The organism is Labrys sp. LIt4 (genome assembly GCF_017813775.1).
GTDB classification, from domain to species: Bacteria; Pseudomonadota; Alphaproteobacteria; order Rhizobiales; family Labraceae; genus Labrys; species Labrys okinawensis_A.
Map to the genome: position 1 here is coordinate 59992 of NZ_JAGIPY010000024.1, position 16466 is coordinate 76457.

Here is a 16466-nt window from a genome sequence, read left to right on the forward strand (position 1 = left end):
ATTAGGGAGAAAGGCGTGATGGCGGCGTTATCGCGACGGCGGCGCTGACGTCAGCGAAGTTCGATAAACCGGAGCAATGCGTCGACGGTCGCTTGCACCGGCTGGCGCGTATCGATCTCGAAGTCGGCTGATTGGCGCAAAAGCGGCTCAATCGTGCCGATCAGTTCGGCAACCTTGCGGCGTTCCTCCTCGGTATGGCCGTAACCGGAGCCTGTACGGGCCGCCAGCCGCGCCAGGATGGTCGGGAGGGGAGCCGACAGCAGGACCACGGCGTCGAACAGGTGCAGGACGCCTGGCATGTTCTCGGCACAGCCGCTCACGAAGAGAGGTCCCGGGGTTGGCCGCGACAGCAGGGCCTCGACCTTGTCGAGCTGCCAGACCCAGTCCTCGCCCTGGCCGGGCGTCAGATCATCGCCCGGGGCGGCCGCGACCCAATGCGACCATTCCGCTGTGTCGAGGTCGTGGGCTTGGTTGCCGCGCGCCAGCAATTCGCGGATCACCGAAGTCTTGCCGGTTCCGGACATGCCGGTGATCAGGACGCGTTTCATGGTCGCCTTGCCTGCAAGGCGACCGGAGGGACGCCCATGATGGTTCGCAAACTGCCATGACCGGGCATAACGCTGCAATGACGGCAATAAAAATGGCCGGTCGAGCCGGCCATTTTCGGGAGCGGGACGGTTCGGTCCGGGACCTTCCCGTCACATCATGCCGGTCGCCTTGGCGAGCATGAGGGCGACGATACCGCCGATCACCGGACCGACGACGGGCACCCAGGAATAACCCCAGTCCGAGCCGCCCTTGCCGGCGATCGGCAGCACGGCGTGCGCAATGCGCGGGCCGAGGTCGCGGGCCGGATTGATGGCATAGCCGGTGGGGCCGCCGAGCGAGACGCCGATGCCCCAGACCACCATGCCGACGATGAAGGGCGCAAGATAGCCCGGCGTCGCCACGGCCTTGGAGCCGATGGCGGCGACGACGAAGAGCAGGGCGAAGCCGCCGATGATCTCCGTCACCAGATTGGCGCCATAGTTGCGGATGGCGGGGCCGGTGCAGAAAACGGCGAGCTTGAGGCCCTGGTCTTCGGTTTCGCCCCAATGCATCAGATGGGCGAGCCACACCAGGATCGCCCCGATGAAAGCGCCGATGAACTGGGCCGCGATGAAGGGAACGACATTGCTCCAATCGCCGGTCGCGGTGGCGAAGGCGAGGGTCACCGCCGGGTTGAGATGGCCCGGGGCACCCGCCGCAACGGCGACGAGCACGCCGCAGAGAACGGCGAAGGCCCAGCCGGCCGTGATGACGATCCAACCCGAATTCTGGCCCTTGTTCTTGGCCAGCAGCACATTGGCCACGACACCGTCCCCGAACAGGATGAGCGTGGCCGTGCCCATGAGTTCGCCGACAAACCCAACTGCCATGTTTTTCTTCCCTGTGTTGTGGGGCCGTCACCCCCCGGGTGCGGCCCTGCTTGATTGTTGTGGTCAGACTGCCCAGTCGAGTGAACGGGTGACGGCCTTGTTCCAGGCACTGAAGAGCTTGCTGCGCTGCTCTTCCTTCATCATCGGGTGCCAGCGCTTGTCGACGCCCCAATTGTCGGAGATGTCCTTGGTGGAATTCCAGTACCCGGTCGCCAGGCCGGCCGCATAGGCCGAGCCCAGGGCGGTGGTCTCGATGACCTTGGGCCGCACGACGGGCACGTTGAGGATGTCGGACTGGAACTGCATCAGGAGTTCGTTGACGACCATGCCGCCATCCGTCCGCAATTCCTTGATCTGCACGCCCGAATCCTTGGTCATGGCATCGAGCACTTCGCGGGTCTGATAGGCGGTCGCCTCCAGGGCGGCGCGCGCGATATGGCCCTTGTTGGCGAAACGGGTGAGGCCGGCGATCACGCCGCGGGCGCTTTCCTTCCAGTGCGGCGCATAGAGGCCGGAGAAGGCCGGCACGAAATAGACGTCGCCATTGTCCTTCACGGTATTGGCGAGAGACTCGATCTCCGGCGCCGTCTTCACCAGGTTGAGGTTGTCGCGCAGCCATTGCACCAGGGCGCCGGCAATGGCGATCGAGCCTTCCAGGGCGTAGACGGGCTTGTTGTCGCCAAGCTTGTAGCCGAGCGTGGTGACCAGGCCGGCTGTGGAGTGGAAGGGCTTTTCGCCGGTGTTCATCAGCATGAAGCAGCCGGTGCCGTAGGTGTTCTTCGCTTCGCCCGGCTGCAGGCAGGCCTGGCCGAACAGGGCGGCTTGCTGATCGCCGAGAATGCCGGCGACCGGGACATCGGCCAGAACGCCCGTGCACTTGCCGTAGACTTCGCTGGAGGAACGGATCTGCGGCAGGCAGGCGCGGGGGATGTCGAACAGATTGAGAATGTCCGTCTCCCAATCCAGCGTCTCCAGGTTCATCAGCTGGGTGCGGGAGGCATTGGTGACGTCGGTCAGGTGCAGGCCGCCCTGGGTGCCGCCGGTGAGGTTCCACACCAGCCAGGTGTCGAGATTGCCGAACAGGAGATCGCCGGCCTCGGCCGCCTTCTGGGCGCCGGGCACGTTGTCGAGCAGCCAGCGCAGCTTCAGGCCGGAGAAATAGGTGGCAAGCGGCAGGCCGGTCTTGGCGCGCAGCCGATCCTGTCCACCTTCCTTGGCGAATTTGGCGACCAACTGGTCTGTGCGGGTGTCCATCCACACCACGGCATTATGCACCGCTGCACCGGTTTTGCGGTTCCAGAGCACCGCCGTCTCGCGCTGGTTGGTGATGCCGACGGAGACGAGATTAGCCGTGGTCAGGCCTTTCTTCTTCAAGGCGCCGGCGATCACGCTCTGGGTGTTGCGCCAGATCTCCGCCGGGTCATGCTCGACCCAGCCGGGCTTGGGATAGATCTGCTCGTGCTCCTTCTGGTCGACGGAGATGATCTCGCCGCGACGGTCGAAGATGATGAAGCGGGTACTGGTCGTGCCTTGATCGATGGACCCGACATATTTGGTCATGCTTTCCTCCTCGATATGTTCTTGCAGTCCGTTTGGGTCTGGGAACGAGTTCAGTGGGGAACGGGCGCCTTCTGCCTGGCGGCCAGATAGGCGGAGATCTCACCGGCCACCTCGGGCGGCAGATGCAGGCCGAGCTTGGAGCGGCGCCAGAGAATATCCTCGGCAGTCACGGCCCATTCCTGGTCGACCAGATAGTCGATCTCGGCGGCGGTGAGGCCCATGCCGAAGTCCCGGCCGAGATCGGCCATGGCGTTGGCGCCTTCCAGGAAGTGGAGGGCCCGCGTGCCGTAGGCCTTGGCCAGGCGCCGGGCGAGAGCAGGGGACAGGAAGGGCTTGCGCGCCATCAGCGAGCGGATGAAGGCGTCGAGATCGGCATTGGGCATGTCGCCGCCCGGCAGCGGCGCGTCGGCGGTCCAGGGCTTGCCCCTGGCGCCCAAGGTCTTCTCGATATGCTCGAGGATCGATTCCGACAGACGGCGGTAGGTGGTGATCTTGCCGCCGAAAATATTGATCAGCGGCGCGCCGTCGATCAGCTCTTCCTTGATCACATAGTCGCGCGTGGCGGCCTGGGCGGCGGTGGCATGATCGTCATAGAGCGGACGTACGCCCGAATAGGTCCAGACGATGTCGGCGGGCGTGATCTCCTTGGCGAAATACTCGCTCGCCGCCTTGCAAAGATAGTCCGTTTCGCCGGGCGTGATCGCGACTTTGGCCGGATCGTCCTTGTAGTCCTGGTCGGTGGTGCCGATCAGGGTGAATTCATCCTCATAGGGGATGGCGAATATGATACGGCCATCCGGGTTCTGGAAGATGTAGCAGCGGTCGTGGTCGAAGAGCTTGGGCACGATGATATGGCTGCCCTGGACCAGGCGTACTTGGTTCGGTTCCTTGTGGGCGACCACATCCGCCAGAACGGCGTCGACCCAGGGGCCGGCCGCATTGACGACGAGACGGGCCGTGACCTCGTTCTCCCTGCCATTGATCTGGTCCTGGAGCCGGATGCGCCACAGGCCGCTGTCCCGGCGTGCCGAGACGACCTTGCAGCGTGTGCGGACGATGGCGCCCCGGTCGGCGGCGTCACGGGCGTTAAGGGCGACGAAGCGGGCGTCATTCACCCAGCAGTCGGAATATTCGAAGGCCTTGGAGAAGATCGGCTTCAACGGCCGACCGGCCTCGTCGCGCCGAAGGTCGAGCGTGCGGGTGGGCGGCAATTTCTTGCGGCCGCCGATATAGTCGTAGAGAAACAGGCCGATCCGCAGCATCCAGGCCGGACGAAGCCCTTTGAAATAGGGCAGTACGAAACGGAGCGGATGGACGAGATGCGGTGCGTTGCGCCAGACGATCTCGCGTTCCGTGAGGGCTTCGCGCACCAGGCGGAACTCGTAATATTCGAGATAGCGCAGGCCGCCATGGATCAGCTTGGTGGCTTTGGAGGATGTGCCGCTGGCAAGATCGTTCATCTCGGCCAGGTAGACCGAATAGCCCCGCCCGACGGCATCGCGGGCAATGCCGCAGCCATTGACGCCCCCACCAATCACGAAGACGTCGACGATGTCGTTGGAGGATGCCTGATCGCTCATCGCGCGACACCGCGGATCGAGATGGCGGTCGGGACTTCTATCGAGCATGGCGAGATGGCTTGAACCATTGCGTTCCGTCTCCCTGCATTCGCCCCTCATCGGTGAGGGCGTCATATTCGGAAGGCATGTTGGCGAGGTTTTCTATTTTCGCAATAGAAAATTTTTGTTTTCGTTTATGCATAAACGAAAACTTTGCTTTGTTTCAAAAATTGAACTGCTTTGGATCATCAATAACACAATACCGCCAGCGCGCCGTCTATTTCCCGATCGAGGCCGTGGATCTGACCAGTGGCAGTCGTATTCTGAATATTTGAGGTAAAATAGTAGGTGATGTAATGCTTCTGGATATTTCTAATTACAATTCCTGGGTGTTGAATTTTGAATCCTCGCGGAGAGGCAATGTTCGCAACGTTCCAATTCGAAAGCGGATCAAAGTCGATTTTTTGGTGACAAACCGTGTCACAAATGAAAATGGCGCCGCATGAAATTGGCACGAATGGCCGCCGCGGTGTCAGGCGCTGGCGATGTGAAGCTCCGTGCCGCTGCTCGCCAGCAATTCGGCGAGCGCCCGGGGAGGTGCCTTGTCGACGAAGACGGCGCTCACTTCGGTGATCGAGGCCATGCGCAGCAGGGGCCTGCGCTGGAACTTGGTATGGTCGGTAACGAGATAGGTCTTGCGCGCGTTGCGCAGGATGGTCTGGGCGGCACGAATCTCGTCATAGTCGAAATCGAGCAGCGTGCCGTCTGTATCGATGCCGCTGATGCCGATGATGCCGATATCGACGCGGAACTGGCTGATCATGTCCACGCAGGCCGGGCCGAGCACGCCGCCATCCCGGTTGCGCACCGAACCGCCGGTTATGGTGATCTCGAAATCCGTGTGCCGCGAGAGAATCGTCGCTACGTTGAGATTGTTGGTGATCACCCTGAGGTCCTGATGGTGGATCAGCGCGGCCGCCACCGCCTCGGTGGTGGTGCCGATATTCATGAAGATGGAGACGTGATCGGGAACGTGACGCGCCACCAGCTTGGCGATCTGCTCCTTTTCGGCCTGATTCATGATCTGGCGGGCGCTGTAGTCGATATTGGCGACGCTCGACGGCAGGCCTCCGCCACCGCGATACCGGGCCAGCCTTCCTTCGCCGCTCAGATCATTGAGATCGCGTCGGATGGTCTGGACGGTGACGCCGAAACGGCTCGCCAGCATTTCGACCCCGACAAAGCCGTGCTGACGCACCAGATTGACGATGGCTTCGCGCCGTTCCTCCACATTGAAGGCGGCTGATGCATCGGCGGGCGGCAGGCTGGATGACATGGCAGGTCACGCGGGACGGGGAAATGCAGCTATCCCCGGGTTTGTCGCACGGAATGCTGCGCACGACCAGCGAAGCAGTGTGAGATCGACACTCCAATCCCACGCCATCCCGCCAGGTTGGCGCCCATGGGCGCGGACCCTGGACAAGAGGCGGAGAAGGGCTATAGGCCTGCGCGCTTGGCCTCGTTCCACAATGCGTCCATTTCGTCCAGGCTCGACCGGGCCGGGGTCGTGCCCTTCTCGCCCAGCCGGGCTTCGATGAAGTGGAAGCGCCTCTCGAATTTGGCATTGGCGCCGCGCAACGCGCCTTCCGCGTCGACATTCGCATGGCGGGCGACATTGGCGACGGCGAACAGCAGATCGCCGATTTCCGCCGTCAACGCATCCTTGCCGGCGCCCTCGTCAAGGGCAGCTTCGATCTCGTCCGCCTCTTCGCGTACCTTGGCGAGCACCATGCGGATGTCGTTCCAGTCGAATCCGACCTTGCCCGCCTTCTCCTGCAGCTTGACCGCCCGCGTCAAGGCCGGCATGGCGGCGGGAACGCCTTCGAGGGCACTGGCCTGGCCTGCCGGCGGATGGCGGCGCGCGCGTTCGGCCTTTTCCTGTGCCTTGATCTCGGCCCAGAGCTTCTTCACCTCCGCCGGCGGCAGGTTGCGGGCTTCGCCGAAGACATGCGGGTGGCGGCGGATCAGCTTGGTGGTGATAGCCTCCACGACGCTGCCGAAATCGAACAGGCCTTCTTCGCGCGCCATCTGGGCGTGAAACACCACCTGCAGCAGCAGGTCGCCGAGTTCGTCGGTGAGATCGGCCATATCGCCGCGCTGGATCGCGTCGGCGACCTCATAGGCTTCCTCGATTGTGTAGGGGGCGATGCTGGCAAAGTCCTGCTCGAGGTCCCAGGGGCAGCCGGTGCCGGGTGTTCGCAAGGCGGCCATGATATCGAGCAGGCGTTCGATGTCCCGGCTGGGCATGACGGCCGTGTTCGATTTGGCGGTGCTGTTCATCCGGTCTCTCCTGGCGGCTTCCGAAGGCGTGGTGCGATGGGACGGAATCACTGGAAATGAAAGACGCGTCGCAACCAGGAATCGGAGCAAGGGCATTTTCGCTAGAACGCATGGTGATCTAAAGCAAAGCTCTCGCGAACGGAATGCCGCGTCGTGTCCGCGCCTGCTTCCCGCGTTCCTGTCATTGTCGACACCGACCCTGGGCCTATACGGGTTTTCCTGCGCCGAGCCAGCGATTTCCCGCCTCGATCCGAGAGGAGGCAGGCCAGCGAGAGAGAGGAGATGACAATACCCGTCATAAAGCTTGGGGCCGGTTGCGATTTTACCTTGATTGCCGGGGCGGGATTGTCTATCCGGAGGGCATTGGAGACGTGGCCGAGAGGCTGAAGGCACTCGTTTGCTAAATGAGCATACCCCACAAGGGTATCCAGGGTTCGAATCCCTGCGTCTCCGCCATCCCCCTTCCTGTACAGCCCGGTTGTTAGCCCAGCGTCCTCGGGTCACGCCTTGAGCAGGGTGCTCACGGCCTGACGCCTCTATCCGCGGGATCATCCTCATGCGATCGGCAGGGGCACGCCCATGGCTTCATCGCAGGGCCATGAGGGCAGGGGCCTGGTCCTATAGCGAAGGGCGGCAGTGCGGCGGCGAATCGGCACGAGCCGACATCGAGGGCAAAAGAAAACCCCACCGGATCGGCAGGGTGTTCGGGCAGGCTGGAAACCTGATGAAAGCCGCTCGGGCCTTGCGGTGCAGCATCACGCAAATGCCGCCTCGGCCGCTCGGATGATCGGCAAGGGAACTTATGAACGGTGCGCCGGGCTCACCGCGGGAACGGCGTATCCGGGCCGACGACGTAAGCCGGACGGCGGTCGGCCTGGCCGTAGTCGCTAGCGCAGGCTGCCAAGCCGGCCAGGACGAAAACAGCGGTGAGGATTTTCAGAATTGTCATTGTCGCTTCCATTTTTTCGGACGGCAGCGATGTAGGTCTAACACCGAACCATTACCGAGGGCACTTTTGTCTTCATCGCATAATGCTGCAAAAGCGTAAACGTTTCTTGCTGGCAATCGCTCCTCCCGTCGTTCTCGCCGTTTTTTCGACCTCGTGTCATGTATCGATTGAAAGCCGGTACCAGCATGCTACCTTGAGTAGTGACGGTGCCGCAGCCGCCATGCCGACACTTCAGCAGCCAAGTCTTTATCGACGACCAGGTCCGTATCGAAAGGCCGGTTCTACATCGAGGCAAGAGTTGTGACGCGCGGAACTGTCCGCCGCCCATCTGGCTGCTATCGAGGATGGCTCGCCTGCAGCGTGATAAACGCTCCCGTCACGGAGACTATTGAATGTGTCATGTGCGTTTCGGCACCTCGTTTCAGATCTTGACGGGGCCTAGTGCTGCTGTACCGGCTCAAGGCCGGTTCTGAACGTCCACCGCTCTTTCACCGACCCCACGCGTGCGCACCTCATAATTTTGGGTTAAGAGTGCGCCGCGAAACGGCTTCCCACCCACTGAAGGAAACTCCATGCAACTTCTTCGCATGAAACGCCGCAGTCCGGCCGCCAGGCTGGCCTTTCGGAGCACGCTGCTGGCCGCGACGCTGCTGAGCGCTCCCGCCTTTGCGCAGGGCGTATCGGCGGATGGCGCCAAGCAACTGCGGGACAGCCTTGCCAAGACATTCGGCAGCGGCCTTTTCGAGAAGGGCATCCTGTCGATCACCCCGCAGGGCAATGCCTACGCCGTGAAGCTCGACCTGAGCGCCACCCTGGCGCAGCTCAAGGGAGCCGGCGTCACCGCAAGCTTCGATCCGATCACCTATCTGGCGACGCCCAATTCGGACGGCACCTATGCGGTGACCAGCGAATCGCCGATCAACTACAATTTCAGCGGCAGCCAGGGCGGCAAGCCTTTCGCCATGAAGGTTGCGGCGCCTTGCAAGTCCTCGGGCGTGTTCGATCCCAAGATCTCGACCTTCTCGACCTATGAGACGACTTGCGCCTCGATGTCGATGGACATGGATGATGCCGAGAGCACCGTGACCGCGAGCATGGGCGCGATCAGCTCCAAGCTGACCGGGACCGCCGGCAGCGCGGGGGGCGTCAATATCAGCACCACCGGTTCGGCCACCGATTTCGTCGAGAACATCGCCGGCAAGACCAAGCCCCTCACCATCAAGGTGGCGGCCAAGTCGCTGAGCACGGATGGCAAGATCGACAATCTCCAGCTCACGACGGTGCTGGAATTCATCGGCATGGCGGCCAATTCCAAGGATCCCAAGGAATTGATCGCCAAGCAGGCGGAGATCAAGCAGAAGCTGACCGCGGCCCTGCCGCTGTGGAACAACCTGTCCGGCACGACCAAGCTGAATGAGGTCACCATCGACACGCCGATCGGCCCGGTCAAGCTGGGCAGCCTCAGCTACGGCGTCGGCATGACGGGCGCGGTCAAGAATGCCTCCTACGGCATCGACATCAAGTATGATGGCCTGGCTCTGCCGCAGTCTCCGGCCATTCCCAGCTGGGTGGCTCCGCTCGTCCCGGGGGATGGCAATATCGACGTGAAGTTCGAGGGCGTCGACCTCGAGGCCATCACCAAGCTGGCGATCGAGAATTTCGATGCCACCAAGGATCCGCCGATCCCCAATGAACTGACGCCGCAATTCCTGGCTCTCTTCATGGCCGGACAGCCGCATGTGACCCTGGCGCCCAGCACCTTCACCGCTCCGGCCGGTGCCGTGAGCGCCGAAGGCCAGATGAGCGTCATGCCGAGCCAGAAGGGCAAGGTGACGATTTCGGCCACCAATCTCGACCAGATCATCGCGGCGGTGAACGCCGCCCAGGTTCCCAACAAGGAATCGGCCCTGATGGGGATCGCCCTGATCAAGGGCCTGGCCAAGACCGGTGCTGACGGCAAGGCGGTTTGGGATGTCGACTTCGACGCGGGGACCAAGGCCGTGAGCGTCAATGGCCAGGTGCTCAGCCCCGGCAACGGTGGCGGTGCCGGGCCCGGCGGGGCCGATGAAGGCGGCAGCGGCGACGACGACGGTGATGGCGACAACGCCCAGTAAGGAGCGATTGTCGGTCCCAATGCCGATAGGATGAACGGGGGCAGGCGCGAGCCTGCCCCTTTCGTTTGCGCCGAGCCTCGATCAGCGAGGCGAAATCACTCCTGGCCGCAACGCGCTTGCTTTCGGCATCTCGCAGGGAGACGGAAAGCCAACAAAAAACCCCCGCGGATCGCTCCGCGGGGGTGATGTTTCCAGCGTCGAGGAACGGCTCAGTCGGCCTTGGCTTCGCCGGCCGGCGCTTCGGTTGCGGCCGGCTGCTGGGTCGCCTCGGCGGCGCGCGCATTATGCAGCGGGCGGATCGTCTGGAAGGAGGCGCGCTCCTGAGCTGCGGGGCGGCCGGTCAGGCTGACGACATCGCGGCGGATCGAGGCGATCAGCTCGCGGATGGAACCACTGTCGCCATCGGGACGATACTCTTCACCGAGCACGTCGAGTTTGGCGCAGAGCTCGACGGCGTTCTTGGCGGGAGCGCGTGAAATCGAATTGGCGATGGAGCGCAGCTCGGCGACCAACTCGTCGCGCAGGCCCTTCTGGTCATCCGCGTCGATGATCGGGGAAGCGAGCATGCCGCGCAAAGCGGCGCGCCGCAAACCCAGAGCCGCTACCGTGTTGGCTCCGTCGGTCGCTTCGCGCTGTTGTCCTGGTCCTGCCATGTTGCTGCCCTCGTATGGAACTAAGAAATGGAGTGTGCGGCTCCCCTGCACGCCCAATGTGGCGAAAGAGCGATGACGGAAAGCGCGGCCCTGATTTTCGCCCTGCTTGTTGGGCAAGTTAGCGGCCAAAGGCAAGGTTTTCTTGGCCGGATAGCGCAGATTCCCACATGATTCGAGCCGGAACGGCTGGCTTCGGCGTGATGCCGCCTTTGGTGCGGTCTGGTAAGCGAACCGTTAAGACGGTCTTGCATTGTGCGAACAAATATGGAACAAAAACTAATTGTGCACGAAGCCAATTCCCTTGCGGGCGTGGCGCCGGGAGCATGCTAGAGCAGAAATGATGGAGGCGCCTCCCGGGGCGCCATGGGGCGTGCGGGCCGTTTCGGCCGGCAGGCTGTGAAGCGAAGGAAGGAAGCCTCGATGTCGGGCTCGGTGAACAAGGTCATTCTGGTCGGTAATCTCGGCCGCGATCCGGAAGTGCGGCGACTCAATTCGGGTGAGCCGGTCGTCAACCTGCGCATCGCTACCACGGAAAGCTGGCGCGACAAGGCTACCGGCGAACGCAAGGAGAAGACCGAGTGGCACAGCGTGGTCATCTTCAACGAGGGGCTGGCGCGCATCGCCGAGCAATATCTGAAGAAGGGCTCCAAGGTTTATATCGAGGGCCAGCTTCAGACCCGCAAATACAACGACGCCTCGGGCGTGGAGAAATATTCCACCGAGATCGTGCTGCAGCGTTATCGCGGCGAGATGACCCTCCTGGATTCGCGCGGCGGCGGGCAGGGCGAGGGCGGCCGGGACTATCAGGGCAATGATTTCGGCTCGTCGAGCCCGATGGAACGCCGTCCGGCTCCGGCCGGTTCGAGCAAGTTCTCTTCGGCTGACATGGATGACGACATTCCGTTCTGACGGCGGACGAGGTCTATCGATATGCCCCCAGGCGCCGGCTACCTTCGTGGCCGGCGTTTTGCTGTCGGGCGCGATCGAAAGGACCGATCGTCGCCCTGCCCAGGCGAAGGAGAGCGCGAATGCGCCAGGGAACCGCTATCCCGCCACGATGGCCCTGACCCCGTCGACGATGAACTGCACGGCGAGGGCCGAGAGCACGATGCCGAGAAGCCGCGTCAGCACGATATTGCCCGTGATCCCCAAGAGTTTGTTGATCACTCCGGCGAGGCGGAAGGAGACATAGCAGCAGGCGGTGACGAAGGCGATGACGAGAAAGAGGGAGGCGAATTTGGCCGGCTCGCCATGGGCCTGGGCCGAGAGCAGCATCACCGCGGTGATGGCGCCAGGACCCGCGATCAGCGGGATCGCGAGCGGGAAGGCGGCGACATTGGAGATGAAGTCCTTGGTGATGGCGGTCTCCGCCGTCTCGTTCTTGCGGACATTGGAACGATCGAACACCATTTCATAGGCGATGGCGAACAGCAGGAGGCCGCCGGCAATGCGGAAGGCCGGCGTGGTAATGCCGAGCAGCCGGAGGAAGGGCTCCCCGGCGATGGCGAAGAAAGCAAGCACGCCGAAGCCGATCACGCTGGCGCGCCAGCCGACCGAATGCTGCTGTTCCCTATTCATGCCGCGCGTGACGCCCAGGAAGATCGGGCCCAGGCCGGGCGGGTCGACCACCACCAGCAAAGTGACGAGGGCGGCGGTCAGATAATCCAGAATCGGCGTCATCAAGCCCCTCGATCGATCATTTGCTCGCGCCAAGATTCTCGCGCCAAGATTGACGCTGCGGCCCGGCCTGAATATGGCTGTGCCTTCCGCTTGCGGTCGAGGGAAATCAAGCCGTCGCGCACGCCGCCTGGCTTCTCATCCACAAGCAGCAGAAAGAAATCGGATCGAACATGTCAAATCTCTATCCGGCCGAGCTCGTCGCGGCCGCCAATGTTTCCGCCGCCTGGCCATTCGAGGAGGCGAGGAAGCTCGTCGCCCGTTTGCAGAAGCGCGCCGGCGACAAAAAAGAGGTGCTGTTCGAGACCGGGTACGGCCCCTCCGGCCTGCCGCATATCGGCACCTTCGGCGAGGTCGCGCGCACCACCATGGTGCGCAATGCGTTTCGCCTGCTGACGGAAGATCGCATCCCGACCCGGCTGCTCTGCTTCTCCGACGATATGGATGGCATGCGGAAGATCCCGGACAACGTGCCGGATCCCGAAGCGCTCAAGCCTTATTTGCAGATGCCGCTGACCCGTGTTCCCAACCCGTTCGGCGGCGACTACAAGAGCTTCGGCGATCACAACAACGCCATGCTCCGCCGGTTCCTCGATACGTTCGGCTTTGATTACGAATTCGCCAGCGCGACGGAATACTACACATCCGGCAAGCTCGACGCCGTGCTGCTGAAGGCCGCCGAGAAGTACAACGAGATCATGGCCGTCATGCTGCCGACCCTCGGCGAGGAGCGGCAGGCGACCTATTCGCCGTTCCTGCCGATCTCTCCGAGCAGCGGGCGGGTGCTCTATGTGCCGCTCAAGGATGTGAATGCCAAGCAAGGGACCATCACCTTCACCGACGAGGACGGCGTCGACAAGACGCTGCCGGTCACCGGCGGCAATGTGAAGCTGCAGTGGAAGCCGGATTTCGGAGCGCGCTGGGCGGCGCTCGATGTCGACTTCGAGATGTTCGGCAAGGACCACCAGACCAACGCGCCAGTCTATGACGCTATTTGTGAGATCCTCGGCGGCACCGCCCCGGAGCATTATGTCTACGAGCTCTTCCTCGACCAGCACGGTCAGAAGATCTCGAAGTCGAAGGGCAACGGTCTGACTATCGACGAATGGCTGACCTATGCCACGCCCGAGAGCTTGGCGTTGTACATGTACCAGTCGCCACGCTCGGCCAAGAAGCTGCATTTCGACGTCATTCCACGAGCCGTCGACGACTATCTGCAGTTTCTGGGCGGATTCGGGCGGCAGGATGCAAAGAACCGGCTCGGCAACCCGGTCTGGCATATTCATGGCGGAAATCCGCCGGCCCCGGAGACGATTGGCCAGGAAGGCGCGCGCACTACGATCAATTTCGCGCTGCTGCTCAATCTGGTGGCCGTCGCCAATGCGGAGAATAAAGACGTGCTGTGGGGCTTCCTGCGCCGCCATGCGCCGGACGCATCGCCGCAGACCCATCCGCAGCTCGACAGGCTGGTCGAGTACGCGATCCGCTATTTCCGGGACTTCGTGAAGCCGGCCAAGCAGTATTCGGTGCCGACCGAGGAGGAGAGGGCGGCGCTGCAGAAATTGTCCGACGCGCTCGGGGCCCTGCCGGCCGATGCCGATGCGGCGGCGATCCAGGAGGCGGTCTATGATGTCGGCCGCGCCCTGCCGCCCTATCAGGACTTCAAGGCCAAGGGCGCCACAGCAGAGCGTCCCGGCGTCTCGCTGGAGTGGTTCAACACCCTCTATCGCATTCTCCTGGGCGAGCAACGCGGTCCGCGTTTCGGGTCGTTTGCGGCGATCTACGGTATCCCGGAGACGAGGGCGCTGATCGCCAAGGCCCTGTCGGGCGAACTTCTGCGCGAGCACGAGGCCTTCGTCGCCACCCGGCGGGCAAATTAAGCTCACGAGCGGGGGGCTGGCGCTGCTCATGCCAGCTTCCCATATGACGGGGGTAGTCAGCGGGCCTCGCTTCGTGTAGGAACGCGCCCGAATTCTTTCCGGATCAGTCCATGCAAACCGTTCTCATCTCGATCCACCTGATGGTGGTCCTGGCCCTTGTTGTTGTGGTGCTGCTGCAGCGCTCCGAAGGCGGAGGGCTCGGCATCGGCGGCGGGACGGGCGGTTTCATGACTGGACGCGGCCAGGCGAATCTGCTGACGCGGACGACGGCCGGTCTTGCGGCCGCCTTCTTCATCACCAGCCTGCTCCTGACGATTCTCGCCAACCAGCAGAGTCGCCCGGGCGGTTCGCTGCTCGATCAGGTCCGCCCGGCCGCGCCGACCAGCCAGCCGGCCACCCCGGCCCAGCCTGCGCCGGCAGCCCCGGCTCCGTCCAATGGCGGTTCGGTGTTCGACCAGCTGCAGGGCGGTGGCGAACCGGCGGCTCCGGCCAAGCCGTAATCGTGTTGCCCGGCAGGCAGCTGTCGGGCTGAGAACTGTCGCGTCTTTGCGTCAACTGAAAATAATTCTGCGGGCAGCGATTGCCCGCTCGTCGAATCATTGTGTTTTTGTCTAAGTGGGGGTCCATGACGCGGTACATCTTCATCACCGGCGGCGTGGTTTCATCGCTTGGCAAGGGCTTGGCCTCGGCAGCCCTGGGCGCGCTCTTGCAGGCGCGCGGCTACAAGGTCCGCCTTCGCAAACTCGATCCCTATCTCAATGTCGATCCGGGCACGATGAGCCCGTATGAGCATGGCGAGGTGTTCGTCACCGACGACGGGGCCGAGACCGATCTCGATCTCGGCCATTACGAGCGCTTCACCGGGCGTCCGGCCTCCAAGGACGACAACATCACCACGGGCCGGATCTATCTCGACATCATCACCAAGGAGCGGCGCGGCGACTATCTCGGCGCCACAATCCAGGTCATTCCGCATGTCACCAATGCCATCAAGGACTTCGTCCTCAAGGGCAATGATGGCGTCGATTTCGTGCTGGTGGAGATCGGCGGCACCGTCGGCGACATCGAGGGCCTGCCCTTCTTCGAGGCGATCCGGCAGATCAAGTCCGACCTGCCGCGCGGCGCCTGCATCTACACCCATCTGACGCTGCTGCCCTTCATTCCCTCGGCGGGCGAGCTCAAGACTAAGCCGACGCAGCATTCGGTGGCCGAGCTGCGCTCGATCGGCATCCAGCCCGATATCCTGCTTTGCCGTTCCGACCGGGAGATTCCCAAGGAGGAACGCCGCAAGCTCGCCCTGTTCTGCAATGTGCGCGAGACCGCGGTGATCGAGGCACGCGACGTCGCCTCGATCTACGACGTGCCGATCGCCTATCACGAGCAAGGCCTGGACACCGAAGTGCTGGCGGCCTTCGGCATCGAGGATGCGCCCAAGCCCGATCTGTCGCGCTGGCGCAAGATCTCCCAGACCATCCACAATCCCGAGGGCGAGGTCACCATCGCCATCGTCGGCAAATATACCGGCCTGAAGGATGCCTATAAGTCGCTGACCGAGGCGCTGACCCATGGCGGCATCGCCAATGGCGTCAAGGTCAAGCTGGACTGGATCGAGAGCGAGATCTTCGAACAGGACGATCCGGCACCGCATCTGGAGCATGTCCATGGCATTCTGGTGCCTGGTGGCTTCGGCCAGCGCGGCGCAGAGGGCAAGATCAAGGCCGTGACCTTCGCCCGCGAGCGCAAGGTGCCTTATTTCGGCATCTGCTTCGGCATGCAGATGGCGGTGATCGAGGGCGCCCGTTCACTCGCCGGGATCAAGAATGCCAATTCGACCGAATTCGGCGCGACGAAGGAGCCGGTCGTCGGCCTGATGACCGAGTGGATGAAGGGCAACGAGCTCGAGCAGCGCGCCCAAGGCGGCGATCTCGGCGGCACCATGCGGCTTGGCGCCTATCAGGCGACGCTGAAGAGCGGCTCCAAGATTGCCGACATCTATCACTCGACCTCGATCTCCGAGCGCCATCGCCATCGCTACGAAGTGAATATGAGCTATCGCGAGCGCCTGGAAGACAAGGGCATGGTGTTCTGCGGCACCTCGCCGGACGGCCTCCTGCCGGAGACGATCGAATATGCCGATCACCCCTGGTTCATCGGCGTGCAGTACCATCCCGAATTGAAGTCGCGCCCCTTCGAGCCGCATCCTTTGTTCTCGAGCTTCATTGCGGCCGCCGTCGAACAGAGCCGGCTGGTGTGACCGGAGGGCGGATCTTCGGACCCGCCTGAAAACACCGCGCCCGCCGACGAAGAAGAGCCGGG

Annotated in this window: 14 protein-coding genes and 1 tRNA gene; 6 read left to right on the plus strand and 9 right to left on the minus strand. The window is 62.9% G+C overall.

The features are described 5' to 3' along the window. Window positions 1-50: 50 nt before the first annotated feature. The 6 genes from J8I29_RS27725 to mazG form a co-directional block, all read right to left on the minus strand. Window positions 51-548: an AAA family ATPase gene (locus J8I29_RS27725; RefSeq protein ID WP_209434126.1), complete on the minus strand. Its 498-nt coding sequence runs from the start codon at window positions 546-548 to the stop codon at window positions 51-53. 150 nt (window positions 549-698) lie between these two features. Next, window positions 699-1418 carry an MIP/aquaporin family protein gene (locus tag J8I29_RS27730; protein WP_105862918.1) on the minus strand — a complete coding sequence of 240 codons (720 nt, stop codon included), beginning with the start codon at window positions 1416-1418 and terminating at the stop codon, window positions 699-701. A gap of 63 nt (window positions 1419-1481) precedes the next feature. Next, window positions 1482-2978 carry a glycerol kinase GlpK gene (gene glpK / locus J8I29_RS27735; RefSeq protein ID WP_105862919.1) on the minus strand — a complete coding sequence of 499 codons (1497 nt, stop codon included), beginning with the start codon at window positions 2976-2978 and terminating at the stop codon, window positions 1482-1484. 50 nt (window positions 2979-3028) lie between these two features. After that, window positions 3029-4558, minus strand: coding sequence for a glycerol-3-phosphate dehydrogenase (glpD, locus tag J8I29_RS27740; protein ID WP_209434127.1), 1530 nt, complete (start codon window positions 4556-4558; stop codon window positions 3029-3031). A 511-nt stretch (window positions 4559-5069) separates the two neighbouring features. Further along, window positions 5070-5873, minus strand: coding sequence for a DeoR family transcriptional regulator (locus J8I29_RS27745; protein ID WP_209434128.1), 804 nt, complete (start codon window positions 5871-5873; stop codon window positions 5070-5072). A 161-nt stretch (window positions 5874-6034) separates the two neighbouring features. After that, window positions 6035-6877, minus strand: a complete 843-nt coding sequence (gene mazG / locus J8I29_RS27750; protein ID WP_209434129.1) for a nucleoside triphosphate pyrophosphohydrolase — start codon at window positions 6875-6877, stop codon at window positions 6035-6037. A 365-nt stretch (window positions 6878-7242) separates the two neighbouring features. Here mazG and J8I29_RS27755 point away from each other — a divergent pair. After that, window positions 7243-7333: transfer RNA gene (locus J8I29_RS27755), tRNA-Ser, on the plus strand. A 364-nt stretch (window positions 7334-7697) separates the two neighbouring features. Here J8I29_RS27755 and J8I29_RS30155 read toward each other — a convergent pair. Next, window positions 7698-7826, minus strand: a complete 129-nt coding sequence (locus tag J8I29_RS30155) for a YgdI/YgdR family lipoprotein (RefSeq protein ID WP_245197435.1) — start codon at window positions 7824-7826, stop codon at window positions 7698-7700. Window positions 7827-8398: 572 nt separating this feature from the next. Here J8I29_RS30155 and J8I29_RS27760 point away from each other — a divergent pair. Then, window positions 8399-9940 (plus strand): hypothetical protein, encoded by a 1542-nt coding sequence (locus J8I29_RS27760; RefSeq protein ID WP_209434130.1) that lies wholly within the window; start codon window positions 8399-8401, stop codon window positions 9938-9940. A gap of 209 nt (window positions 9941-10149) precedes the next feature. Here the strand turns inward: J8I29_RS27760 and J8I29_RS27765 are convergent, their stop codons facing one another. Beyond that, window positions 10150-10593, minus strand: coding sequence for a hypothetical protein (locus tag J8I29_RS27765; RefSeq protein ID WP_146126924.1), 444 nt, complete (start codon window positions 10591-10593; stop codon window positions 10150-10152). Between the two features lie 420 nt (window positions 10594-11013). Between J8I29_RS27765 and ssb the strand changes: the two genes are divergently transcribed. Next, window positions 11014-11502 carry a single-stranded DNA-binding protein gene (gene ssb / locus J8I29_RS27770; RefSeq protein WP_105863239.1) on the plus strand — a complete coding sequence of 163 codons (489 nt, stop codon included), beginning with the start codon at window positions 11014-11016 and terminating at the stop codon, window positions 11500-11502. A gap of 135 nt (window positions 11503-11637) precedes the next feature. Here the strand turns inward: ssb and J8I29_RS27775 are convergent, their stop codons facing one another. After that, complete coding sequence (locus tag J8I29_RS27775; RefSeq protein WP_209434131.1) at window positions 11638-12273, minus strand: MarC family protein; 636 nt, start codon at window positions 12271-12273, stop codon at window positions 11638-11640. Between the two features lie 170 nt (window positions 12274-12443). Between J8I29_RS27775 and J8I29_RS27780 the strand changes: the two genes are divergently transcribed. The 3 genes from J8I29_RS27780 to J8I29_RS27790 all read left to right on the plus strand — a co-directional run bounded on the left by J8I29_RS27780 (window position 12444) and on the right by J8I29_RS27790 (window position 16404). Next, entirely contained in the window at window positions 12444-14150 is a 1707-nt protein-coding gene (locus tag J8I29_RS27780) for a lysine--tRNA ligase (protein ID WP_105862926.1), read from the plus strand. Window positions 14151-14260: 110 nt separating this feature from the next. After that, window positions 14261-14650, plus strand: a complete 390-nt coding sequence (gene secG, locus J8I29_RS27785; RefSeq protein WP_105862927.1) for a preprotein translocase subunit SecG — start codon at window positions 14261-14263, stop codon at window positions 14648-14650. Between the two features lie 125 nt (window positions 14651-14775). Beyond that, window positions 14776-16404 carry a CTP synthase gene (locus J8I29_RS27790; RefSeq protein ID WP_105862928.1) on the plus strand — a complete coding sequence of 543 codons (1629 nt, stop codon included), beginning with the start codon at window positions 14776-14778 and terminating at the stop codon, window positions 16402-16404. Window positions 16405-16466: the final 62 nt, after the last annotated feature.